Annotated in this window: 20 protein-coding genes; 11 read left to right on the top strand and 9 right to left on the bottom strand. The window is 71.8% G+C overall.

Annotated features, from left to right (window positions below; all coding sequences use genetic code 11):
* Positions 1–39 precede the first annotated feature (39 nt).
* From rbfA to BM236_RS06260, 3 genes are read left to right on the top strand one after another with little or no spacing between them, the layout of a single operon-like run.
* Entirely contained in the window at positions 40–579 is a 540-nt protein-coding gene (gene rbfA, locus BM236_RS06270; protein WP_091121443.1) for a 30S ribosome-binding factor RbfA, read from the top strand.
* A complete protein-coding gene (gene truB / locus BM236_RS06265; RefSeq protein ID WP_281247626.1) occupies positions 576–1,460 on the top strand; it encodes a tRNA pseudouridine(55) synthase TruB in 885 nt (294 codons plus the stop codon). The genes rbfA and truB overlap by 4 nt, the downstream gene beginning before the upstream one ends.
* Positions 1,461–1,481: 21 nt before the next feature.
* Positions 1,482–2,417: a bifunctional riboflavin kinase/FAD synthetase gene (locus tag BM236_RS06260; RefSeq protein WP_091121440.1), complete on the top strand. Its 936-nt coding sequence runs from the start codon at positions 1,482–1,484 to the stop codon at positions 2,415–2,417.
* A 135-nt stretch (positions 2,418–2,552) separates the two neighbouring features.
* On the opposite strand, the gene BM236_RS06255 is transcribed toward BM236_RS06260, so the two are convergent.
* The 4 genes from BM236_RS06255 to BM236_RS18890 all read right to left on the bottom strand — a co-directional run bounded on the left by BM236_RS06255 (position 2,553) and on the right by BM236_RS18890 (position 6,135).
* On the bottom strand, positions 2,553–3,362 hold the full coding sequence (locus tag BM236_RS06255) for an ABC-2 transporter permease (RefSeq protein WP_091121439.1): 810 nt from the start codon (positions 3,360–3,362) through the stop codon (positions 2,553–2,555).
* On the bottom strand, positions 3,359–4,276 hold the full coding sequence (locus tag BM236_RS06250) for an ABC transporter ATP-binding protein (RefSeq protein WP_091121436.1): 918 nt from the start codon (positions 4,274–4,276) through the stop codon (positions 3,359–3,361). The genes BM236_RS06255 and BM236_RS06250 overlap by 4 nt, the downstream gene beginning before the upstream one ends.
* Positions 4,277–4,363: 87 nt before the next feature.
* Positions 4,364–5,005: a LuxR C-terminal-related transcriptional regulator gene (locus tag BM236_RS06245; RefSeq protein ID WP_091121434.1), complete on the bottom strand. Its 642-nt coding sequence runs from the start codon at positions 5,003–5,005 to the stop codon at positions 4,364–4,366.
* Positions 4,957–6,135: a sensor histidine kinase gene (locus BM236_RS18890; protein WP_217645245.1), complete on the bottom strand. Its 1,179-nt coding sequence runs from the start codon at positions 6,133–6,135 to the stop codon at positions 4,957–4,959. Before BM236_RS18890 ends, BM236_RS06245 begins: the two co-directional genes overlap by 49 nt.
* A gap of 129 nt (positions 6,136–6,264) precedes the next feature.
* Here BM236_RS18890 and BM236_RS06235 point away from each other — a divergent pair, with 129 nt between their 5' ends.
* On the top strand, positions 6,265–8,412 hold the full coding sequence (locus BM236_RS06235) for an MMPL family transporter (protein ID WP_091121432.1): 2,148 nt from the start codon (positions 6,265–6,267) through the stop codon (positions 8,410–8,412).
* A gap of 43 nt (positions 8,413–8,455) precedes the next feature.
* On the opposite strand, the gene BM236_RS06230 is transcribed toward BM236_RS06235, so the two are convergent.
* Positions 8,456–9,145 (bottom strand): L,D-transpeptidase family protein, encoded by a 690-nt coding sequence (locus BM236_RS06230; RefSeq protein ID WP_245750168.1) that lies wholly within the window; start codon positions 9,143–9,145, stop codon positions 8,456–8,458.
* A gap of 74 nt (positions 9,146–9,219) precedes the next feature.
* Here BM236_RS06230 and BM236_RS06225 point away from each other — a divergent pair, with 74 nt between their 5' ends.
* Positions 9,220–9,561, top strand: coding sequence for a PadR family transcriptional regulator (locus tag BM236_RS06225; protein ID WP_091121429.1), 342 nt, complete (start codon positions 9,220–9,222; stop codon positions 9,559–9,561).
* Positions 9,558–10,790: a hypothetical protein gene (locus BM236_RS06220; protein ID WP_091121427.1), complete on the top strand. Its 1,233-nt coding sequence runs from the start codon at positions 9,558–9,560 to the stop codon at positions 10,788–10,790. The genes BM236_RS06225 and BM236_RS06220 overlap by 4 nt, the downstream gene beginning before the upstream one ends.
* An 80-nt stretch (positions 10,791–10,870) precedes the next feature.
* Here BM236_RS06220 and BM236_RS06215 read toward each other — a convergent pair whose 3' ends face one another.
* From BM236_RS06215 to BM236_RS06205, 3 genes are read right to left on the bottom strand one after another with little or no spacing between them, the layout of a single operon-like run.
* Positions 10,871–11,116, bottom strand: coding sequence for an HPr family phosphocarrier protein (locus BM236_RS06215; protein ID WP_091121425.1), 246 nt, complete (start codon positions 11,114–11,116; stop codon positions 10,871–10,873).
* Between the two features lie 23 nt (positions 11,117–11,139).
* Complete coding sequence (locus BM236_RS06210; RefSeq protein WP_217645244.1) at positions 11,140–12,111, bottom strand: 1-phosphofructokinase family hexose kinase; 972 nt, start codon at positions 12,109–12,111, stop codon at positions 11,140–11,142.
* A gap of 4 nt (positions 12,112–12,115) precedes the next feature.
* On the bottom strand, positions 12,116–12,883 hold the full coding sequence (locus tag BM236_RS06205; RefSeq protein ID WP_091121423.1) for a DeoR/GlpR family DNA-binding transcription regulator: 768 nt from the start codon (positions 12,881–12,883) through the stop codon (positions 12,116–12,118).
* Positions 12,884–12,987: 104 nt separating this feature from the next.
* Here BM236_RS06205 and ptsP point away from each other — a divergent pair, with 104 nt between their 5' ends.
* Positions 12,988–14,694, top strand: coding sequence for a phosphoenolpyruvate--protein phosphotransferase (ptsP, locus tag BM236_RS06200; RefSeq protein WP_091121420.1), 1,707 nt, complete (start codon positions 12,988–12,990; stop codon positions 14,692–14,694).
* 106 nt (positions 14,695–14,800) lie between these two features.
* Here the strand turns inward: ptsP and BM236_RS06195 are convergent, their stop codons facing one another.
* Positions 14,801–15,859, bottom strand: coding sequence for a zinc-dependent dehydrogenase (locus BM236_RS06195; protein ID WP_091121418.1), 1,059 nt, complete (start codon positions 15,857–15,859; stop codon positions 14,801–14,803).
* A gap of 189 nt (positions 15,860–16,048) precedes the next feature.
* On the opposite strand from BM236_RS06195, the gene BM236_RS06190 reads away from it, so the two are divergent.
* The 4 genes from BM236_RS06190 (at position 16,049) to BM236_RS06175 (ending at position 22,256) form a co-directional block, all read left to right on the top strand.
* Positions 16,049–18,061, top strand: a complete 2,013-nt coding sequence (locus BM236_RS06190; RefSeq protein WP_091121415.1) for a PTS mannitol transporter subunit IICBA — start codon at positions 16,049–16,051, stop codon at positions 18,059–18,061.
* 151 nt (positions 18,062–18,212) lie between these two features.
* Complete coding sequence (gene rpsO / locus BM236_RS06185; RefSeq protein WP_091121412.1) at positions 18,213–18,488, top strand: 30S ribosomal protein S15; 276 nt, start codon at positions 18,213–18,215, stop codon at positions 18,486–18,488.
* A gap of 150 nt (positions 18,489–18,638) precedes the next feature.
* Positions 18,639–20,867, top strand: coding sequence for a polyribonucleotide nucleotidyltransferase (locus BM236_RS06180; RefSeq protein ID WP_091121409.1), 2,229 nt, complete (start codon positions 18,639–18,641; stop codon positions 20,865–20,867).
* Positions 20,868–20,939: 72 nt separating this feature from the next.
* A complete protein-coding gene (locus BM236_RS06175) occupies positions 20,940–22,256 on the top strand; it encodes a M16 family metallopeptidase (protein ID WP_245750167.1) in 1,317 nt (438 codons plus the stop codon).
* The last annotated feature ends 78 nt before the right edge of the window (positions 22,257–22,334 follow it).

Below are 22,334 nucleotides of genomic sequence, written 5' to 3'. Positions count from 1 at the left end.
GAAGGATTGACCCCTCGACGGGGTGAGAGAGTGAGAGACATGACTAACCCCCGGGTGCGCAAGATCGCCGACCGGATCCAGGTGATCGTCGCGCAGATGCTGGAGCGTCGGATCAAGGACCCACGGCTCGGCTTCGTCACCGTCACCGACGTCCGCGTCTCCGGCGACAGCCAGCAGGCGACGGTCTTCTACACCGTGATGAGCGACGACCAGGCCCAGCTCGACGCCACCGCTGCGGCACTGACCTCGGCGAAGGGCCTGATCCGGTCGGAGGTCGCCAAGCAGCTCGGGATGCGGCACGCCCCGACCATCGACTTCATCCACGACGCGCTCCCCGAGACCGCCCGGCACCTCGACGAGGTGCTCGCGCGGGCCAAGGAGCTCGACGAGCAGGTCGCGGCCGCCCGAGTGGAGCAGTACGCCGGCGAGGCGGACCCCTACAAGAAGCCCCGCGACCTCGACGGGCTCGACGACGGGCTCGACGACTGGGACCAGGACGACGAGGGCGACGACGACCTCGTCGCTCGCCTCGAGTCCGACACCGAGACCGAGGCCGACCCCGAGGATGACCGGGCGTGAACGGCCCCAGGCCGGAGCCCGGCCTGGTCATCGTCGACAAGTCCGGTGGGATGACCTCCCACGACGTGGTCGCGCAGGTCCGGCGGCTCGCCGGGACCCGCAAGGTCGGCCACGCGGGCACGCTCGACCCGATGGCGACCGGCGTGCTGGTCGTCGGGATCGAGCGGGCCACCCGCCTCCTCGGGCACCTCATGATCACCGAGAAGGCCTACGACGCGACCGTCCGCCTCGGTGAGAGCACCACCACCGACGACGCCGAGGGCGAGCCCCTCGCGACCGCGTCGACGGGTCACCTCACCGAGGAGGCGATCGGCGCCGCCTTCGCCGGCCAGGTCGGCGACATCGAGCAGGTGCCGACCGCGGTCAGCGCGATCAAGGTCGACGGCAAGCGGGCCTACGCGCTCGCCCGAGCGGGGGAGCAGGTCGAGCTGAAGGCCCGGCCGGTGACCGTCCACGAGCTCACCGTGCACGAGATCCGCAGGTCCGGCGACGCCACCGACGTCGACATCTCCGTGCGCTGCTCGAGCGGCACCTATGTGCGTGCGATCGCTCGTGACGTCGGCGCCGAGCTCGCCGTGGGAGGACACCTGACCGCGCTGCGCCGGACGGCCGTCGGGCCTTACGGCCTCGACGTCGCGCACACTCTCGACGAGCTCGGCGAGGAGTTCGCCGTGCTGCCCATCGCCGACGCGGCCAGGGCCGCCTTCCCGGCGTACGACCTCGACGAGCGGCAGGCGAGTGATGTCCGGGTGGGCCGCCGGCTCGCGCTCGGACTGGACGCCCTCACCGCCGTCTTCGCCCCGGACGGGGCCTTCCTGGCGCTCTACGAGCCGACGGCGGATGCGGCGGTCGCCCGACCCGTCGCGGTGTTCACCGGGTGACGATCGCTAGAGTCTGACCCCGTGCAGCTGTGGCGATCGCTCGACGAGGTGCCGTCCGACCTGGGTCGGACCGCCGTCGTCATCGGGAACTTCGACGGAGTGCACCTCGGTCACCAGCACGTCCTGGCGACCGCACGGCAGAAGGCCGACGCGCAGGGGCTGACCCTCGTCGCCGTCACCTTCGACCCGCATCCGATGGCGGTGCTGCGACCCGAGCACGCGCCGACCAGCCTGACCACGACCGAGGTCCGCGCCGAGTTGCTGATCCAGCACGGCGCCGACGCCGTCCTGGCGCTGCCCTTCGACCGCGACATGGCGTCGTGGACGCCGGATGAGTTCGCCCAGCGGGTGCTGGTCGACGCCCTGCACGCCCAGGCGGCGGTGGTGGGCGCCAACTTCCGCTACGGCAACAGGGCCGCCGGTGACGTCACCTGCCTGTCCGACTTCGGGGCCGATCACGGCTTCGCGGTCGAGGGCATCCCGCTCGACGGCGGTCCGCAGGTCTGGTCGTCGACCTACGTGCGCACGTGCCTGGCCGCCGGCGACGTGGCTGGCGCTGCCGAGGCGCTCGGCCGTCCGTACGCCGTCCGTGGGATCGTCGTCAAGGGCGAGCAGCGCGGCCGCGAGCTCGGCTTCCCGACCGCCAACGTCCCGACCGAGGCGCTCACCGCGACTCCCACCGACGGCGTGTATGCCGGCTGGCTGACCCGGCTCGACACCGGTGAGCGCTATCCCGCGGCGATCAGCGTCGGCGTCAACCCGACCTTCGACGGCGTCATCACCCGTCGCGTCGAGAGCTATGTCCTCGACCGGACCGACCTGGAGCTCTACGGCGTCGAGGTGGTCGTGGAGTTCGTCGAGCGGCTGCGCGGGATGGTGGCGTTCGAGTCCATCGACGGGCTGATCGTGCAGATGCGGGCGGACGTCGACGAGGCCCGCCGGCTGCTCCGCGCCTGACCCGACCGCCGAGGAGTCACCCCGGACGCACCGAGGAGTCAATCCCGGTGAAGGGATTGACTCCTCGGTGCTGAGGGATTGACTCCTCGGTGCTGACGGATTGACTCCTCAGTGCGGAGGGATCGACTCCTCGCGCTACTTGACCTCAGCCCGCATGAGGAAGCGGAGGCCGATCGCGAGGGGGAGGACCAGCCAGAGCAGCGTGGTCACGCCGAGCTGGGCCCACATCTCGCCGGTCAGCGAGTTGTCGTAGAGCCGGTTGGAGGCCCAGTTGAGGTCGAACCACGCGCCGTGCTGGTCCCACCAGTCGTTGGCGCTGGCGAGCGCACCGGAGATGCCCGGCAGGACGAGGGCGTAGACGAAGTAGCCGACGATGGCTGCCGGAGAGTTGCGCAGCAGCACGCCGAGCATGAAGCCCATCAGCATCCCGATACCGTCGGCCAGCACGATCTGGGCGAACTCGGTGGGGGAGACGTTCCAGCTCTGGTCGACGCCGGCGAGCGCGCTGCCGATCACGTTGCCGACGGCGCCGACACCGAGCGCGACGAGCATCGACACGACGCCGACCGCGACGGTGAGCAGAGCCTTGGCGCCGATCACGCGAGCCCGGCTCGGCACGAGCGTGAACGTCGTCAGCGCGCTGCGCTGGCTCCACTCGCTCGACACGGAGAGCACGGCGATCATCGGGAGGATGATCGTCATCGGGATGCCGATGGCGGAGGCGAACGCCGAGTAGTCGACCTCGTCGCTCGGCGCGAACAGGATGACGGCGCCGGTGGCGATGACCGCCAGGATGCCGATGCTGGCCATCAGCCAGAAGCCCGAGCGGGTGTCGAACATCTTGCGGAGCTCGACGCCGAGGATCCGGGTGAAGGGGATGGGGTTCGGGGTGGTGCGGGTGCGGGCCGGCGTACGGGCGTCGGCGGCGAGGATTGCGGTGGTCATGCCGCCGCTCCTTCCGGGTCGGTGATCGAGTCGCGCTGGCTCTCGGCGGTCAGCGTCAGGAACATCTCCTCGAGCCCGGCGCCGTCGGCGGCCCGCAGCTCGACGAGGGGTACGCCGGCCGCGAACGCCGTCTGCCCGACGACCGCGAGCTCCGCGTCGACGAGGAGGGCGCCGCGGTCGGCGGAGGTGTGGCCGATGTGGGCCGCGGTCAGGGCCGCCGCGAGCGCGGCCGGGTCGGCCGAGCGGACGAGGGTGCCGCCGGCGGCCAGCAGGGAGTCCTTGGTGCCTTCGGCGACGATGCGGCCGTTGCCGATGACGACGAGGTCGTCGGCGATGACCTCGATCTCGTGGAGCAGGTGCGAGGAGAGCAGGACGGTGCCGCCGTCGTCGGCGAAGCCGCGCAGCAGGTCGCGCATCCAGCGGATGCCGGCCGGGTCGAGACCGTTGGCCGGCTCGTCGAGGATCAGCACCTCGGGGTCGCCGATGAGGGCGACGCCGATGCCGAGCCGCTGCCGCATGCCGAGGGAGTAGTTGCGCACCCGGCGGCCGGCCTCGGACTCGGTGAGGCTGACCCGCTCGAGCGTCTCGTCGACGACCGACTTCGGCAGGCCCATGGTGCGCTGGGCGATGGTGAGGATCTCGCGGCCGGTCCGGCCGGCGTGCTGGGCGGAGGCGTCCAGGAGCACGCCGACCTCGCGGCCGGGGTCGGGCAGGTCGGCGAAGCGGCGACCGAGGATGGTCACCTCTCCGGCGGAGGCCGGCGTGAGGCCGACCATGACCCGCATGGTGGTGGACTTGCCGGCCCCGTTCGGGCCGAGGAAGCCGGTGACGCGACCGGGCCGGGCGGTGAACGACACGTCGTCCACGGCCGTGAACCCGGCGTACTTCTTGGTGAGGGACTCGACGTTGATCATGTCCGGAATCCTCGCCGGGCCGAGCCGTCGCGCGCGTCGGGCAGTGCCCCGGAACCGACCCTGGCCCACCCCTGAGAGCCCTCAGGGTCAGACGCGCAGCCAGGTCAGTACTGCGCGCACCCGGCGGTGGTCGTCGTCGTCGACGGGCAGGTCGAGCTTGGTGAAGATCGAGTTGATGTGCTTGGCCACCGCCTTGTCGGTGACGGTGAGACGCTCCGCGATCGCGGCGTTGGAGCGTCCTTCCGCCATCAGGCCGAGCACCTCGCGCTCGCGGGCGGTCAGCCGCTCCAGTGGCTCCTCGCGGCGCCGGGCCAGCACCGTCGACACCACCTCGGGGTCGAGGACCGTGCCGCCCGAGGCGACCTGGCGCACGCCCGCGGCGAACTCGGCGACGTCGGCGACCCGGTCCTTGAGCAGGTAGCCGACGGCACCCTCGCCGGAGGCCAGCAGCTCGCGGGCGTAGAGCGACTCGACGTACTGCGAGAGCACCATGACGGGGAACCCGGGCCGTCGCTGCCGCACCGCGATCGCCGCGCGCAGCCCCTCGTCGGTGAACGTCGGAGGCATCCGGACGTCGAGCACGGCCGCCTCGGCCTCGGGGTCGGCCAGCGCCGCCTCGAGCGCGGCGGCGTCGGAGGCTGCGTGCAGGATGGTGAACCCGTGGCCCTCCAGGAGCTGGGTCAGGCCGGCCCGGAGGAGGGCGTTGTCTTCGGCGAGGACAAGGCGCACGGAACCTCCAGGGTGACCAGGGTGGGGCCGCCGACCGGGCTGGAGACGGACACCGTGCCGTCGAAAGCCGTCAGTCGGCGCATCACACCTAGCATGCCCGTTCCGGCGCCGGGATCGGCACCGCCTCTCCCGTCGTCGCCCACGACCGCGCTCAGGACGCCCTCGTGGTGGCGCAGGTGGACCCACGCATGCGCCGCCTCCGCATGCTTGCCGACGTTGGCCAGGCACTCGGCGATCCCGAAGTAGAGCGCCGACTCCAGGGGCGCCGGGGGACGCCCGGGGAGGCTGGCCTTCACGTCGACCTCGAAGGGCAGGTCCGCGGCGAGCGCCTCGACGGCGCCGACCACGCCGCGGTCGGCGAGCACGGGCGGGTGGATCCCCCGCACCACGTTGCGCAGGTCGCCGAGCGCGGCCGTCGTGGTCGCGCGCGCCTCGCCCACCAGCCGGCGCGCGCGCTCGGGATCGGCGTCGAAGGCCGCTTCGGCCATCCCGAGGCTCATCGACAGGGCGACCAGCCGGGCCTGCGCACCGTCGTGCAGGTCGCGCTCGAGGCGCCGCAGCTCGGCCGCCGAGTGGTCGACCACCTCGGCCCGGCTCTCCGCCAGGTCGACGACCCGCTGCTCGAGGCGCTCGACGCGGCCGTAGGTCAGGAACAGGCAGTCCAGCCTGGCCCTGGCCCGCATGATCGGCTCGACGCCGTACCACCACAGCGCCCCCGTGACGACCAGCACGAGGAGCAGTGCCGCGATCAGCGACAGCACGAAGCCGAGGGTCAGCGAGACCAACGCCCAGGCGATCTCGCGCCACGTCATGGGGTCGCGGGCCCACACGACCACCCGGCCGATCAGTCGCGTCCCCTCGCGGACGGGGAGGCGGTCGGCCGGTACCGGGACGCCCAGGGTCCGCGCCGCGGTGGCCCGGTGGCGGTCGGCCACCCAGCGCAGCAGCGGCACCGACCAGACCAGGAGGACCAGCCCGATCGTCACCAGGGCCAGGGCGCCTCCGGTGACGGTCACGACGAACGCGACGAGCGTGGGCACCCACAGCAGCACGTGCTGGCCGGCGTACGCCGTGAGGCGGAGCCGGCCGGCCGTGGGGATCGTGAGGGCGGGTGCTGTCAGGGCGGTCACGCCCCCATCCTGGCGCGCCGGGAGGCGGCGCGCAGTGGTGCTGGCACCACCTTCGGTCCGGGGGCGTGCACCACCGACAAGGCTCCGTCGCTCCACAAGGCTGGAACCACCGCCTGAAAGGAGCCTGACATGAGTGCACGCAACAGAGATGGGATTCCACTGAGGATCGCCCGGTGGTGCGCCAGCCACCCGTGGCGAGCGATCGGGGGCTGGCTCGCCTTCGTCGCCGTCGCGGTCGCCCTCGCAGCCGCCATCCCCAGCCAGCAGACCACCGACGCCGACTACGACACCGGTGACTCCGGCCGGGCCGCCGCCCTCGTCCGCGGCGCCGACCTCGACGCCCCGGACACCGAGAGCATCCTCATCACCGGGGGTACGCCGGCCGAGCGGAGCGCCGCCGCCGGCGAGCTCGCCGGCCGCGCCACCGGACTGTCCTTCGTCACCCGGCTCGCCGACCCGGTGACCAGCCCGGACGGCAAGGCGGTGATCGTCAACGCCGAGCTGCGCGACGACACCGACGACGTGGACGGCCTGCAGAAGGCCACCGACGCCGTGCAGAAGGCGCACCCCGCGCTGGACATCCGCGAGACGGGCGACGTCACCATCAACGACGCCATCAACGAGCGCGTGGGTGACGACCTGTCGTCGGCCGAGGGGATCAGCCTGCCGATCACCCTGATCCTGATGCTGCTCGCCTTCGGCGCCCTGATCGCAGCCGGCATCCCGGTGCTCGTCGGCGCCACCAGCGTCGCCGCGACGATCGGGCTGTCCGCGCCGATCTCGCACCTCGTCCACGCCGAGCCGACGGTCAGCAGCCTGATCGTGCTGATCGGCATGGCGGTCGGCGTCGACTACTCGCTGTTCTTCCTCAAGCGGGCGCGGGCCGAGCGCGACGCAGGCCGCAGCACGCTCGACGCCGTCGAGATCGCCGCGGCGACCTCGGGCCACTCGATCCTGGTCTCGGGCGCTGCCGTGATCGCGTCCATGGCCGGCCTCTACCTCGTCGGCGACGTCACCTTCAACTCCCTCGCCACCGGCGCGATCGTCGTGGTCGCCGTCGCCGTGATCGGGTCGATCACGGTGCTCCCCGCGCTGCTCGGCGGCCTGGGCCGCTGGGTCGACCGGCCGCGCATCCCGCTGCTGTGGCGGCTCAACCGTCGCCTCGGCCGCGGTGGCATCAGCACCCGTCTCCTCGCTCCGGTCGTGCGGCACCCCGTCGCCGCTCTCCTGGCCGGTGGCCTCGTCGTCCTGGCGCTCTCGGCCCCGGCGCTGGGCATGAAGATCCACCAGTCCAACCTGGCGACGCTGCCGCAGTCGATCCCGCAGGTCCAGACCTACCGGGACATGGAGGCGGCCTTCCCGTCCCAGCAGCTCGGGGCCGACGTGGTGGCGCCGATCCGCCACGGCCAGGAGCGGCAGGTGCGCGCCGCGCTGACCGAGCTGCAGGCGGCGGCGTCGGAGACGCCCGACTTCCTGCCCGGGACACCCGACATCCGGGTCGCCGAGGACGGCAGCGTCGCCCTGCTGCACCTGACGATGCGCTACACCGACGACGACCCTCGGGTCGACGACGCAGTGCTCAACCTGCGGGACCGGCTCGTCCCGGCCGCCATGGGTCACCGGACGGCGTACGTCGGCGGGTCGGCGGCCGCCGACCACGACACCACGCAGGTGCTGAACGACCGACTGCCTCTGGTGGTGGGCGTCGTGCTCCTGCTGACCGTGCTGGTCATGGGCCTGGCCTTCCGCAGCCTCGTTCTCGCACTGGTGACCAGCGTGCTCAACCTGGCGTCGGTGGGGGTCGCGTTCGGCGTCCTCACGCTGGTCTTCCAGCATGGCTTCCTGGAGGGACCGCTCGGCTTCGAGTCGCCGGGCTTCATCATCAACTGGCTGCCGCTCTTCGTGATGGTGATCCTGGTGGGCCTCTCGATGGACTACCACGCGTTCGTGCTGAGCCGAGTCCGTGAGCACGCGCTCAACGGGCTGCCGCCGCGCCTGGCCGTCAGCCGTGGCATCGCCGACACCTCGGGCGTCGTCACGAGTGCCGCCGCGGTCATGGTCTCGGTCTTCGCGATCTTCGCGACGCTGAGCATGCTCGAGATGAAGACGATGGGCGTCGGGCTGGCCGTCGCGATCCTCCTCGACGCGACCCTGGTGCGGCAGGTCCTTCTGCCGGCGGCCCTGGTCCTGCTCGGCGAGAAGGTCTGGTGGCCCGGTCGGATCGCGGCACCCGCCGGGACGCCCGTCGAGGAGCCGGAGCCGGCGTACGCCCTCTAGACCCGGCTGGACCCGGCCGACACCGGGACGCGCTGGCTGCGCCTCAGAGCCGCTGGACCACTCGTGGGTCGGCTCCGGGGCGCAGCCAGCGCACCAGCCAGCGCATCCCCCTCGGGTTGCCGACCTGCGTGCACCCCGCGGTCGGCGCCCAGCGGTGCCCCGGCCTGGAGGTGTGGTAGAAGATCCCGCTGCCCTTGCCCGGCACCGGCTGGGTGCCGTCGCCGGGCGTCAGCCGGACGTGGTTGTAGTCGACGACCCAGCCCCAGCGCATCGACGGCCGGTCACCGCTGCGCACGCCGGGGACCTCGAGCCAGGTGTTGTAGCTCGACCCCGCCGCGTCGCTCACGACCGACGTCGGCCGGCGCCGCCGCCAGGGCATCGGCCCGGGCGCCTTCGCCCCCGTCGAGAACGTCACCTTGATCCCGTAGACGCCCACGGGCGAGCGGCGGTCGCCCTCGCGCTGCTTGCCCCAGCCGCTCGATCCGATCGTCGATCGGAACTGCCGCACGAGGTGCCAGCCGCCGGCGTCCTTCTGCCAGGCCTGCGTCACCGTGCAGTAGACCCGGTGGCACCAGCGCCTGCTCGTGATCGTCCTGACGACCTGGGAGGTGGTCGCGGGCACGGCGCCGGCGAACGCCGGTACGCCGGCCTGCGGACCTTCCGCCTGCGCAGGCGTGCCGACCGGGCCGGTCGCGAGCAGCAGACCGACGACGAGCAGACCGAGACGCCTCATGCGGGGCATCGTGCCACGACACGCGGGTCCTCTGTCTCGCGCGGTATCCCGGAATGCATAGTAGTGTGCGTCGCATGGATACCACGCAGCTCCTCAAGGGAGTGCTCGACCTGACCGTGCTCGCGGTCGTCGAGAGCGAGGACGCCTACGGCTACGACATCGTCCGCCGCCTGCGCGACGGCGGACTCTCCGACGTCGGCGACGCGTCGGTCTACGGGACGTTGCGCCGGCTCTACTCGGCCGGCGCCCTGACGTCCTACGTCGTGCCCTCGGAGTCCGGACCGCACCGCAAGTACTACGGGATCACGCCCGCCGGTCGCGCCCAGCTCAAGCAGCAGCGCGACGACTGGACCGCCTTCTCCACCACCGTCACCACGATTCTCACCAAGCAGAGCTTCCAGGGGGTCAGCGCATGAGCACCACCGAGACCAGTCCCGTGGCCCCCGAGGTCAGGCTCTTCCTGGCCCGCGTGCGACACGAGCTCGTCGACCTCGACCCCGACGAGGTCACCGAGATGACCGACGGGCTCGAGGCCGACCTGACCGAGCTGGTCGCGGACCGGGGCCCGAGCGCGCTCGGCAGCCCCGCGGAGTACGCCGAGGAGCTGCGAGCGGCCGCTGGGCTGGAGGTCCGGTCGCCCGGGCGACCGGGGCGGCGACCGGTCGGCGAGTCGGTCGACGGACTGCTCGACGCGGTCAGGCACCGTGCCGACGGCGTGCTCGCCCGGCTGCCGCGCGACACCCGGCCCCTGCTCACCTGGCTGCGGCCGCTGTGGTGGGTCGCCCGCGCCTGGGCGGCCATCCAGCTCGGGGCAGCGACGTTCTCCGCCATGACCGGCGTCGGCTACTACTTCTTCGAGGGCGGGCGGATCGAGCCGTTGCCCGCGATGTCGGCCTGGTCCTGGGCGCTGCTCGCCGCCGCGGTCGTGATCAGCGTGCAGGTCGGCCGCGGCCGGCTCTGGCCGGGCGGTCGGCGCGGGGCGGCGGCGCGTGTGGTGCTGCTCGTGCTCAACGGTGTCGCGATCGTCGCCGTGCCCTACTTGGTGGTGTTGATGGCCAGCGCCGACAGTGGCTACGACCGCGGTCAGGACATCGGCTACGACGCGGGCTATCACGCCGGCTACCGCGACGGGCAGTCCGGGGGGCCCGACGACCAGAGCGGCATCTTCGACCAGGCGGGCGTCTACTCCGATGGCCACTGGGTGAGCAACATCTACGCCTACGACGCCAGCGGCAAGCCGCTGACCGGTGTCCAGCTCTTCGACCAGATGGGCAAGCCGATCAGCGTCGTGCGAGGCCCGGAGTGCCCGGACGGCGGCCCGGCCAACAGCGTGGTGCCGCAAGGCTGGAGCGTCGTGGCAGGCGCCGACGTGGACAGCACCTGCTCGGACTACACGGCGCTCGAATCCGATGCCCGGGTCTCCTACCCCTGGACCAACGGCGCGGCCCAGGTCGGCAACGTCTACCCGCTCGCGACCCGGCTGCAGGAGTCGTTCCTGCCGCAGGTCGACGCCTTCGCCAGCAGCACGCCGCCCACGATCGGACCCTTCCCGCTGGCCAGCGTGCCGCCGGTGTCGCTGCCGGGCATCACGCCGAGCGTGCAGCGGCCGGCGGCCACCCCGGACGGCGCCACGAAGGGCCGCTGACTGCGCCGCCGGAGCCGCGACACGCCGTACTCGCCGGCGTGTCGCGGCCGGCCGCCGCACCGGGCGGCCGCAGCGTCGCGCTACTCCGCGTCGAGGTCGCGCTCGACGAGCGCGACGATCTCCGCCAGGGCAGCGTCGTCGTCGCTCGCGACCTCGACGGTGTCGCCCTTCTTGGCGCCCAGCGTCATGATCATGAGCGACGAGCCGGCGTCGACGCCGTTGATGGTGACGCCGGCGCCGAGCTTCTCGACCGCCTCGGCGATGATCGCGGCGGGTCGGGCGTGCAGGCCGACGGCGGAGCCGACGACGACTGACTTGCTGGGCATGGTTCTCCTTCGTTGGGGCGAGATCACGAGGGCTGATGGACACCGAGGGCCCGGACCACGACCGCCTCGGGCGTGACGTGGTCGGGCGTCGGGATCGTGGTGCCGGGCAGGCTCGCGGCTGCGCTGCCGTAGGCGACGGCGAGCGCGAGCCGGTCCGCAGGGGGGAGCCCGCGGAGCTCGGCGAGCAGGTAGCCGAAGAGGCTCGAGTCGCCGGCGCCGACGGTGCTGACCACGGTGGTGGGCGGCGGCAGGGCGTGCCAGGCGCCGCTGCGGTCGAGCAGGACGGCGCCCTCGGCGCCGAGGGTGAGGAGGACCGTTCCGACGCCGCGGTCGACCAGCAGCCGGGCGGCTCGGGCGGCTGCGGCCGGGTCCGCCTCCAGCTCGGCGACGTCCGTGTCCGTCACCGAGGCCAGCTCCTCGGCGTTCGGCTTGAGCAGGTCGGGTGCGCTGTCGGGCAGCCCGGCGACGAGCTCGGCGAGCGGTTCGCCGCTGGTGTCGACGGCGACGCGGGTGAGTCCACCGAGCCGGCGGACGAGGTCGGCGTAGAACCCCGGCGGTGCACCGGGCGGCAGCGACCCGGCGAGCACCGCCCACGACGACCGCTCCGCCTCCTCGACCAGGGTGGCCGCGAGGTCGTCGAGGTGCTCCGGCCCGACGACTGCGCCGGGGCTGTTGAGCTTGGTCGTCGTGCCGTCGGGCTCGGTGAGGGCGAGGTTCACCCGGATCTCGCCGGCCGGGCGCGACGTACGGCACGCGATGCCCGCGCCGTCCAGCTCGTGCACGAACGCGTCGTCGCTCAGCGCGGGGAGGACCGCGACGGTGTCCAGGCCGGCGGCGACGGCGGCCCGCGAGATGTTGACGCCCTTCCCCCCGGCCTGCGACGTCGCGTGGTCGACGCGCTGCACGGCGCCGCGCTCCAGCGGCCCCGGCAGGGCGACGGTGCGGTCGACGCTCGGGTTGGCGGTCAGCGTGACGATCCGTCCGAGGGTGGCCACGCCGCTACGCCCTCACCACGTCGGGGCCGGCGGCCTCGAGCGCCTGGGCATCGGCAGGACTGATGCTGTCGTCGGTGACCAGGACGTCGATCTCGTCGAGAGAGGCGAACCGCACCGCGCGCTCGTGGCCGATCTTGGTCGCGTCGGCGACGACGACGACCCGCTGGGCGCTCTCGACCAGGGCCCGCTTGGTCGCGGCCTCCTCGGCGTCCGGCGTCGACAGCCCGTGCCGCACGGAGATCCCGTTGGTGCCCAGGAAGGCGAGGTCGGCGCGGAACTGCGTGATCGCCTGCGCCGTCGCATGGCCGACCGCCGCCTGCGTCGCGGTCCGGACCCGGCCCGGCAGGACGTGCAGCTCGATGTGGGGGAGCGGGGCGAGGATCGCGGCGATCGGGACGGAGTGGGTGATGACCGTCCAGTGGTCGGTCGCCGGCAGCCGCGCCGCGAGCCGGGCGGTGGTGGAGCCGGCGTCGATGAGCAGGGTCCCGCCACCCTGGGGCAGGAGTGCCACGGCCGCCTGCGCGATCCGGTCCTTCTCCGGAGTGTGGTCCTGGTCGCGGTCGGAGAGCCGCGGCTCGAGCATGGTGACCGACCGGAGGGAGACGGCGCCGCCGTGCACACGGCGGACCAGCTGGAGGCGCTCGAGCTGGGAGAGGTCGCGGCGGACGGTCTCCGTGGTCACGTCGAACCGGGTCGCAAGCTCGGTGACCGCGACCCTGCCCCGGCTCGCCACCAGCTCGGCGATGGCCTGGTGGCGCTCCTCGGCGTACATCTCTGTGGGGCTCCTCACTGCCGGCGGTCGCGCAACACCTTTGATTGTGTTGTTTTAGTCCCGAATATGTTGACTGTCAAGGTCGGGAGGTTTTGGATGTGACCATGGCCACCATCGCTAGCAACGCCGACCTGACTGCGACGCACCCCGTCCTCCGCGGCACGCCGGTCGTCCCAGGGCTCGCGTTCGGCCCCGTCCTCGTCGTCACCCAGGAGGTCTCGCCGGAGGCGGTCGCATCGTACGGCGACGGAGGCCACGCGACCGTGGACGACGCGCTCGGCGCGTTCGACCGGGCCGTCGCCACCGTCGCCGAGGGGTACGCCGCCAAGGCGGCCCGGGCCTCGGGCGCCGCTGCCGAGGTGCTGACCGCGAGCGCGGGCCTGACCCGCGACAAGGGCCTGCGCCAGGCGGTCGGCTCCCGCCTCGAGGGCGGCGACGGCCTGCTGGCCGCTGTGAGCGGCGCCGTCGAGCAGTTCGTCGGCGTCTTCACCGCGATGGGCGGGCTGATGGCGGAGCGGGCCACCGACCTGCGCGACATCGAGCGCCGGGTCGTCGCCCGCCTGGTGGGGGAGCCCGAGCCGGGCGTCGCCCCGCCCGAGGTGCCGTCGATCGTGGTGGCCCACGACCTCGCACCCGCCGACACGGCGAGCCTGGCGCCCGATCTCGTCCTCGCGCTGGTCACCGAGCGGGGCGGAGCCACCAGCCACACCGCGATCATCGCCCGCCAGCTCGGGATCCCCTGCGTGGTGGGCGTCGCCGACGCGCTCGGCCTAGCCCCCGGTGGCCGGGTCCTGGTCGATGGCGCCGCCGGCACCGTCGAGCCGGGCGTCTCGGAGTCCGACGCCCGCCGCCTGGTCGAGGCGGACCGCGAGCGACGGGTGGCGGTCGAGGCCTGGACCGGCCCGGCCGCCACGGCCGATGGGACCCGGGTGACCCTGCTCGCCAACGTCGCCGACGGCGAGTCGGCCCGGGTGGCCGCCGACGCACCGGTCGAGGGCGTGGGACTGTTCCGGACCGAGCTGTGCTTCCTCGACCGCCGCGACGAGCCGACCGCCGACGAGCAGGCGGACATCTACTCGCGGGTGCTCGAGCCGTTCGCGGCCGGCGGCCATCACGTGGTCGTCCGGACCCTCGACGCGGGGTCGGACAAGCCGATCGCGTTCGCGACCCTCGAGGACGAGGAGAACCCGGCCCTCGGCGTCCGCGGGCTCCGGCTGGCCCGGCACAACCCCCAGCTCCTCGAGCACCAGCTGGACGGCATCGCCACGGCGGCCCGGCGCACGGGCACAGACACGTGGGTGATGGCGCCGATGGTGGCCACGGTCGGCGAGGCGGCCGACTTCGCCGAGCGGGTCCGCGGGCGCGGGCTCAAGCCCGGGGTGATGGTCGAGGTGCCCAGCGCGGCGCTGCTCGCCAGCCGCTTCCTGGAGGTCGTCGACTTCCTCTCGATCGGCACCAACGACCTGACCCAGTACGTCATGGCCGCCGACCGGCTGGCCACCGACCTCGCGCACCTCACCGACCCCTGGCAGCCCGCCGTCCTGCACCTCATCGCGATCACCGCAGAGGCCGGCCGGCACGCCCGCAAGCCCGTCGGCGTGTGCGGCGAGGCGGCCGCCGACCCGCTGCTCGCCGTCGCGCTGGTGGGCATGGGGGTCACCTCCCTGTCGATGGCGCCGGCCGCCGTCCGTGCCGTCGGCGCCCAGCTCGCGACGGTCACGGCCACGACGTGCGCCGAGGCCGCCGAGGCGGCGCTGTCCGCCGCCGACCCCCAGGCGGGACGCGAGGCGGTGCGAGCGCTGCTCGGCTGAGACTGTCGTCGATCAGGTCTCGACGGGTGGGTCCCGACTCGCCGTCGCGGCCTCGGCCGTGGGCTCGCCCGACCTCCCCGCCCCGAGCCGTTGCCGACTCCGTCGGCTACGGCTCGACGGTGACCTTGATGGCCTCGCCGTTCTTGACGATGTCGAAGGCGCTGAGGACGTCGTCCAGCGCGATGTGACGAGTGATCAGGTCCTTCACGGGGACCTGCCCGGTCGAGATGTACTCCAGCGCGCGCTTGTTGTGCTCCGGCGCTGAGCCGTTCGCGCCGTGGATGTGAAGCTGGCGGTAGTGCACCAGGTTGGAGTCGCACTTGATGAACGGGTCGGTCTTCGGCAGTCCGCCGAAGAACGAGATGCGACCGTTGCGCGCCGCCATCGAGATCGCCTGCTCCTGGGTGACGTTGGCGGCGGTGGCGGTGATGACGACGTCGGCGCCCCGGCCTCCGGTCAGCTCCATGACCCGCTCGACCACGTCGACCTCGGCGGCGTTGATGGTCTCGTCGGGCTTGACCGCGTCGGCGGACATGGCGAGCCGCTCGGCGTTGACGTCGACGAGGTAGACCGGTCCGGCCTGGTGCACGCCGCGGGCGATGCGGGTGTGCATGCAGCCGATCGGGCCGGCGCCGAAGATCACCACCGTGTCGCCGGGCTCGATGCCGAGCAGCTCCTGGGCGTTGATCGCGCATGCGAACGGCTCGGCGGCCGAGGCCTCGTCGAAGCCGACGTTGTCGGGGATCCGGTTGAGCCCGTCGACCTTCAGGACCTGCTTCGGGACGATCATGTACTCGGCGAAGCCGCCGTCGTACTGGTAGCCGACCGAGGTCTGGTTCTGGCAGACCGCCATCCAGCCCTTGCGGCACTCGTGGCACTCGCCGCAGGGGACCGCGGCGATGACCTGGGCCCGGTCGCCCACCTTCCAGTCGCCGCCGAAGGTGGCGTTCACATCGGCGCCGACCTCGACGACCTCGCCCGCGATCTCGTGCCCGATGGTGCGCGGCGGGGTGAGGTTCTGGTGCCCGTTGTGGAAGATCTTGACGTCCGTGCCGCAGGTGGAGCAGTTGCGGACCTTGAGCTTGATCTCGTCGGGGCCGCAGGTCGGCTCCGGGACGTCCTCGAGCCGAACGTCCTCCGGTGCGTAGAAGCGCAGTGCCTTCATGGCGGCGTCGTCCTTTCCTGATCTTCCGAGCGGTCTTCGCCCGACGATAGCGGCGCGCGACGGGCAAAAGCCACATCATCGGGCAAATATCTGTGCCCGAATGCTTGGCAACATGCCCGAATCGGTGCACACTGAGGCGCATTGCCGCGTGATGCAGGTCACGCCGCCATGAGAACGAGAGGACCGCCCATGGCCGCCACAGCCGCCACTCCAGGCTCCCGCCCGGGAGCCCGCGTCCACGTGCAGAAGTTCGGCACGTTCCTGTCCAACATGGTCCTGCCCAACATCGGCGCCTTCATCGCCTGGGGCCTGATCACCGCGCTGTTCATCCAGACGGGGTGGATCACGCTGATCGGCGAGCACTGGTTCGGCTACAAGCCGGGCCTGGAGGCCGGGCAGCACGACTACGGCTTCGTCTCCAGTCTCGGCGGCTGGGACAAGGACGGCGGCGGCATCGTCGGCCCGATGATCACCTACCTGCTGCCGATCCTCATCGGCTACACCGGTGGTCGGATGGCGTACGGCGGCGACGCGATCCGCGGCGGTGTCGTCGGTGCGATCGCGACGATGGGCGCGGTCACCGGCGCCGACGTACCCATGTTCCTCGGCGCGATGGTGATGGGCCCGCTCGGCGGCTGGTCGATGCGCAAGCTCGACGCCCTGTGGGAGGGCAGGATCAGGCCCGGCTTCGAGATGCTCGTCAACAACTTCTCGGCCGGCATCTGGGGCGGAATCCTGGCGGTCGTCGGCTTCGCACTCGCGGGGCCGTTCGTGGAGCACTTCTCCGAGGGCGCCGGCAACGCCGTCGACTGGCTCGTCGACCACAACCTGATGCCGCTGGCGTCGGTCTTCGTCGAGCCCGCGAAGGTGCTCTTCCTCAACAACGCGATCAACCACGGCGTGTTCACCCCGCTCGGGCTCGACCAGGCGGCCAAGCAGGGCCACTCGCTGCTCTTCCTGGTCGAGGCCAACCCCGGTCCGGGTCTCGGTCTGCTGCTCGCCTTCACGATCTTCGGCAAGGGCATCGCCAAGTCCTCCGCCCCCGGCGCGATCCTGATCCAGTTCATCGGCGGCATCCACGAGATCTACTTCCCCTACGTGCTGATGAAGCCGAAGCTGATCGCCGCGGTGATCCTCGGCGGCATGACGGGCGTGGCCACCAACCAGCTCCTCGACACCGGCCTGCGCAGCCCCGCGTCGCCGGGATCGATCATCGCGGTCTGGCTCGCGGCCCCGGCCGACAGCTTCATCGGCGTCACCCTCTCGGTGATCCTTGCGGCGGCGGTGAGCTTCGCGGTCGCTGCCTTCCTGCTGCGGATGGAGAAGGACGCGGACGAAGGTGACCTCACCGCTGCCACGGCCTCGATGGAGAGCATGAAGGGCAAGCGGTCGTCGGTCGCCGGCGCCCTCACCGGCCAGCGCGCCCACTCCGGCCCGATCCGCTCGATCGTCTTCGCGTGCGACGCGGGCATGGGCTCCTCGGCGATGGGTGCCTCCGTGCTGCGCAACAAGATCCGGGCGGCGGGCCACGGCGAGGTGACGGTGGTCAACAAGGCGATCTCGAGCCTCACCGACACCTTCGACCTCGTGGTCACCCACCAGGACCTCACCGACAGGGCGCAGGAGAAGACTCCGTCGGCCATCCACGTCTCCGTCGACAACTTCATGGCCAGCCCGCGCTACGACGAGATCGTCGCGATGGTCGACGGCGCCGGGGGAGCGGGCGACGGCGCAGCGGCCACTGACGCCGACGGGGCGGAGGCCGGTGCCGGCGACGTCCTGTCGCCGACCTCGGTCGTGCTCGGCGGCACGGCCACGTCGCGGGACGCGGCCATCGAGGAGGCGGGACAGCTCCTGGTGGCGGCCGGAGCCGTCGACCCGTCGTACGTCGACGCGATGCACGAGCGGGAGACGTCGGTGTCGACCTACATGGGCAACGGGCTCGCCATCCCGCACGGCACCAACGAGGCGAAGCCGTCGATCCGGCGGACCGCAATCTCGTTCGTGCGCTACGACGAGCCGGTCGACTGGAACGGCAAGCCCGCCGAGTTCGTCCTCGGCATCGCGGGCGCCGGCGACGACCACAACGCCGTGCTGGCCAGGATCGCCAAGACGTTCACGGACCCCGAGCAGGTCGCCCGCCTGCGCGAGGCCCGGACCGCCGAGGAGGTGCTCGCCGTCATCGACGTCGTCCGGGTCTGAGCGGGGGCTCGGCTCGATTCGGCTCTTGGTCCGCGGCCGGGATAGTCTTCTCCGGTTGCCTTCGGGCAGCTGCCGTAAGAACGGCCGCGGATCAAGAGTGCCCCGGTGAACAGGCCCGGGCGCGCCGCGCAGCGAGACGAGAGGAGTCGCCATGTCGGTCGGTACTGACGCGGAGACCAAGAAGAAGATCATCGCCGAGTACGCCATCACCGAGGGTGACTCCGGCTCCCCGGAGGTCCAGATCGCGCTGCTGTCGCACCGCATCTCGCACCTCACCGAGCACCTCAAGCAGCACAAGCACGACCACCACAGCCGTCGTGGCCTGCTGCTGCTCGTCGGCCAGCGTCGTCGTCTGCTCAACTACCTGCAGAAGACCGACATCAGCCGGTACCGCTCGATCATCGAGCGTCTCGGTCTGCGTCGTTGATCTCGTCTCTGACGTGATGGACAGGCGGCTCCCCGTTGCGGGGGGTCGCCTGTTCCGCATTTCGGGGGGCTGCCCGATAGGCTGTCAAACGAAATCCGAGTCCCGAACCCGTGGAGCGTGGCGCTCCACCGCTATGACAAGAGAAGAAAATTGACTGAACCCGTGATCTCTGCCGTCGAGACCGTTCTCGACAACGGCAAGTTCGGCAAGCGCACCGTCAAGTTCGAGACGGGCCTCCTGGCCCGACAGGCCGCCGGATCGGTGACCGCCTACCTCGACGACGAGACCATGCTGCTGTCGGCCACCACCGCCTCCAAGCAGCCGAAGGACCACTTCGACTTCTTCCCGCTCACGATCGACGTCGAGGAGCGGATGTACGCCGCGGGCAAGATCCCCGGCTCGTTCTTCCGCAGCGAGGGTCGTCCCGGCGAGGACGCGATCCTCACCTGCCGCCTCATCGACCGCCCGCTGCGCCCGACCTTCAAGAAGGGTCTGCGCAACGAGGTCCAGGTCGTCATCACCGTCCTGTCGCTCAACCCCGACACCCCCTACGACGTCCTCGCGATCAACGCCGCGTCGATGTCGACCCAGCTCTCAGGCCTGCCGTTCTCCGGCCCGGTCGGCGGCGTCCGCGTCGCGCTGATCGACGGCCAGTGGGTCGCCTTCCCGACCCACACCCAGCTCGAGGACGCCGTCTTCGACATGGTCGTCGCGGGCCGGGTCACCGAGACCGGTGACGTCGCGATCATGATGGTCGAGGCCGAGGCGACCGAGCAGACCTGGAACCTCGTCCAGGGTGGCGCGCAGGCGCCGACCGAGCCGATCGTGGCCACGGGCCTCGACGCCGCCAAGCCGTTCATCAAGCAGCTGTGCGAGGCGCAGTCCGAGCTGGCCAGCGTCGCTGCCAAGCCGGTCGCCGAGTTCCCGATCTTCCTCGACTACCAGGACGACGTCTTCGCCGCCGTCGAGGCCGCCGTCGCGAAGGAGACCGCCGAGGCGCTCACCATCGGCGGCAAGCAGGAGCGCGAGTCCCGTCTCGACGAGATCAAGGCCTCGCTCATCGACCAGATCGGCGCTCAGTTCGAGGGTCGTGAGGGCGAGGTCGGCGCTGCATTCCGCTCGCTCAACAAGAAGCTCGTCCGCGAGCGCGTCCTGCGCGACAAGGTCCGCATCGACGGTCGCGGCCTGGCCGACATCCGTCCGCTGCACGCCGAGGTCGGCGTGATCCCGCGGGTCCACGGCTCCTCGCTCTTCGAGCGCGGCGAGACCCAGATCCTGGGCGTCACCACCCTCGACATGCTCAAGATGGAGCAGCAGCTCGACACGCTCTCCCCGGAGAAGCACCGTCGCTACATGCACAAGTACGTCTTCCCGCCGTTCTCGACGGGTGAGACCGGTCGCGTGGGCTCGCCCAAGCGTCGCGAGGTCGGCCACGGAGCGCTCGCCCGCCGCGCGCTCGTGCCGGTCCTCCCGACCCGCGAGGAGTTCCCCTACGCGATCCGCCAGCTCTCCGAGGCGATGGGCTCCAACGGCTCGACCTCGATGGGCTCGGTCTGCGCCTCGACGCTGGCGCTCCTGCAGGCCGGCGTCCCGCTGAAGGCGCCCGTCGCGGGCATCGCGATGGGCCTCATCTCCGGCGAGATCGACGGCAAGACCGAGTACGTCGCCCTCACCGACATCCTCGGTGCGGAGGACGCCTTCGGCGACATGGACTTCAAGGTCGCCGGGACGCCGGAGTTCGTCACCGCGCTGCAGCTCGACACCAAGCTCGACGGCATCCCCGCCGACGTCCTGGCGGCTGCGCTCAACCAGGCCAAGGACGCCCGCACGGCGATCCTCGAGGTCATGGGCGAGGCCATCGCAGGTCCGGAGGAGATGTCTCCCTTCGCGCCGCGGATCATCACCGTCAAGGTCCCCGTGGACAAGATCGGCGAGGTCATCGGCCCGAAGGGCAAGGTGATCAACCAGATCCAGGAGGACACCGGTGCCTCGATCTCGATCGAGGACGACGGCACGGTCTACATCGGTGCGACCAACGGCGACGCGGCCGAGGCCGCTCGCGCCGCGGTCAACTCGATCGCGAACCCGACGATGCCCGAGATCGGCGAGCGCTACCTCGGCACGGTCGTGAAGACCACCAACTTCGGCGCCTTCGTGTCGCTGCTGCCCGGCAAGGACGGCCTGCTGCACATCACCAAGCTGCGGGCCCTCAACGACGGCAAGCGCGTCGAGTCCGTGGACGACGTCGTCGAGGTCGGCCAGAAGATCCAGGTCGAGATCGTCGAGATCGACGACCGCGGCAAGCTCTCCCTCGCCCCCGTGGTCGAGGAGGCCGCTGCGGCCGAGGGCGCCGACGAGGCCGTCGAGACCGAGGAGTGACGCAACCGCGTGACCTCTCGCAAGACTGAGGACGCGACCGGCCGGCAGACCACTGCCGGCCGGTCGTTTCCCGTGAGATCGGCTGAGTACACCCCGTCGGGTGCCGCCCAGCGCGTCGGCACCACGCTGACGCTCGAGGAGGGCCCCGGCTCCGTCGTACGTCGGACGGTGCTGCCGGGCGGCCTCCGCGTCGTGACCGAGCAGATGGCCGGCGTACGCTCCGCCGCTGTCGGTGTGTGGGTCGGTGTCGGCTCCCGCGACGAGACCGCGCGCCTTCACGGCGCCTCGCACTTCCTCGAGCACCTGCTCTTCAAGGGCACGCCCGAGCGCACGGCGCTGGAGATCTCGCTCGCGCTCGACGCGGTCGGCGGCGAGTTCAACGCCTTCACCACGAAGGAGTACACCTGCTTCCACGCGCGGGTGCTCGACGAGGACCTGCCCCTGGCGGTCGACGTGCTCGGCGACATGATCACGTCCTCGCTGCTCGCCCCCGACGACGTCGAGGCCGAGCGTGACGTGATCCTCGACGAGATCGCCATGCACGACGACGACCCCGACGACGTGGTGCACAACCTCTTCGCCGCCCAGGCGTTCGGTGAGGACACCCCGCTCGGACGCGGGATCGCGGGGACGACCGGGTCGATCGAGGCGCTCACCCGCGACCAGGTCAGGCGGTTCTACAAGAAGCACTACCGGCCGGCCAACATGGTCGTCTCGGCGGCGGGCAACCTCGACCATGCCGACGTCGTGCGGCAGGTCCGCAAGGCCTTCGGGCGGCGAGGGTTCCTCTCCGGCAACGAGTCGCCGGTGCCGCCCCGCGGCGGCCGTGCGGTGCGCGTGTCGTCCGGCTCGGTCAGCGTGAGCCGTCCGTTCGAGCAGGCCAACCTGGTGCTCGGGCTGCCCGGGCTGGCGCGCGACGACGACCGCCGCTTCGCGCTGTCGGTGCTCACCACCGCGCTCGGCGGTGGCACCTCGTCGCGCCTCTTCCAGGAAGTCCGCGAGCGACGCGGGCTGGCCTACTCCGTCTACGCCTTCACGGGCTCGTACGCCGAGACCGGGCTGGTCGGCGTCGCCGCCGGCTGCCTGCCGACGAAGCTCGACGAGCTGCTCAAGGTCGTCCGCTCCGAGCTCGCCGTGCTCGCGCGCGACGGCATCCGCGACGACGAGCTCGCCGTCGGGAAGGGCCAGCTGCGCGGCGGACTGGTGCTCGGGCTCGAGGACCCCGCCTCGCGGATGTCACGCCTCGGCAAGGCGGAGCTGACCCACGTCGACCTGCTCAGCATCGACGAGGTGCTCGCCCGGATCGACGGCGTCACGCTCGACGAGTGTCGTGCCGTCGCCGCCGAGATCTTCGCCGGCCCCGAGATCCTCGCCGTCGTCGGTCCCTGACGGGCCTCCCCCGGTCGAGTCGCGACCGAGAGTCTCGCTGGTCGAGTAGAGCGAGCGCCGGCGAGCGTATCGGGACCA

It is taken from the genome of Nocardioides terrae, assembly GCF_900112345.1.
Classification (GTDB): domain Bacteria; phylum Actinomycetota; class Actinomycetes; order Propionibacteriales; family Nocardioidaceae; genus Nocardioides; species Nocardioides terrae.
Note: the sequence above shows the minus strand (reverse complement) of the source record. Positions and strands in the feature narration are given on the sequence as shown.

Coding starts and splice junctions, on each gene's coding strand:
- rbfA (WP_091121443.1), top strand. CDS start 40: ATGACTAACCCCCGGGTGCGCAAGATCGCCGACCGGATCCAGGTGATC.
- BM236_RS06255 (WP_091121439.1), bottom strand. CDS start 3,362: ATGACCACCGCAATCCTCGCCGCCGACGCCCGTACGCCGGCCCGCACC.
- BM236_RS06250 (WP_091121436.1), bottom strand. CDS start 4,276: ATGATCAACGTCGAGTCCCTCACCAAGAAGTACGCCGGGTTCACGGCC.
- BM236_RS06235 (WP_091121432.1), top strand. CDS start 6,265: ATGAGTGCACGCAACAGAGATGGGATTCCACTGAGGATCGCCCGGTGG.
- BM236_RS06230 (WP_245750168.1), bottom strand. CDS start 9,145: ATGAGGCGTCTCGGTCTGCTCGTCGTCGGTCTGCTGCTCGCGACCGGC.
- BM236_RS06225 (WP_091121429.1), top strand. CDS start 9,220: ATGGATACCACGCAGCTCCTCAAGGGAGTGCTCGACCTGACCGTGCTC.
- BM236_RS06220 (WP_091121427.1), top strand. CDS start 9,558: ATGAGCACCACCGAGACCAGTCCCGTGGCCCCCGAGGTCAGGCTCTTC.
- BM236_RS06215 (WP_091121425.1), bottom strand. CDS start 11,116: ATGCCCAGCAAGTCAGTCGTCGTCGGCTCCGCCGTCGGCCTGCACGCC.
- BM236_RS06205 (WP_091121423.1), bottom strand. CDS start 12,883: ATGTACGCCGAGGAGCGCCACCAGGCCATCGCCGAGCTGGTGGCGAGC.
- ptsP (WP_091121420.1), top strand. CDS start 12,988: ATGGCCACCATCGCTAGCAACGCCGACCTGACTGCGACGCACCCCGTC.
- BM236_RS06195 (WP_091121418.1), bottom strand. CDS start 15,859: ATGAAGGCACTGCGCTTCTACGCACCGGAGGACGTTCGGCTCGAGGAC.
- BM236_RS06190 (WP_091121415.1), top strand. CDS start 16,049: ATGGCCGCCACAGCCGCCACTCCAGGCTCCCGCCCGGGAGCCCGCGTC.
- rpsO (WP_091121412.1), top strand. CDS start 18,213: ATGTCGGTCGGTACTGACGCGGAGACCAAGAAGAAGATCATCGCCGAG.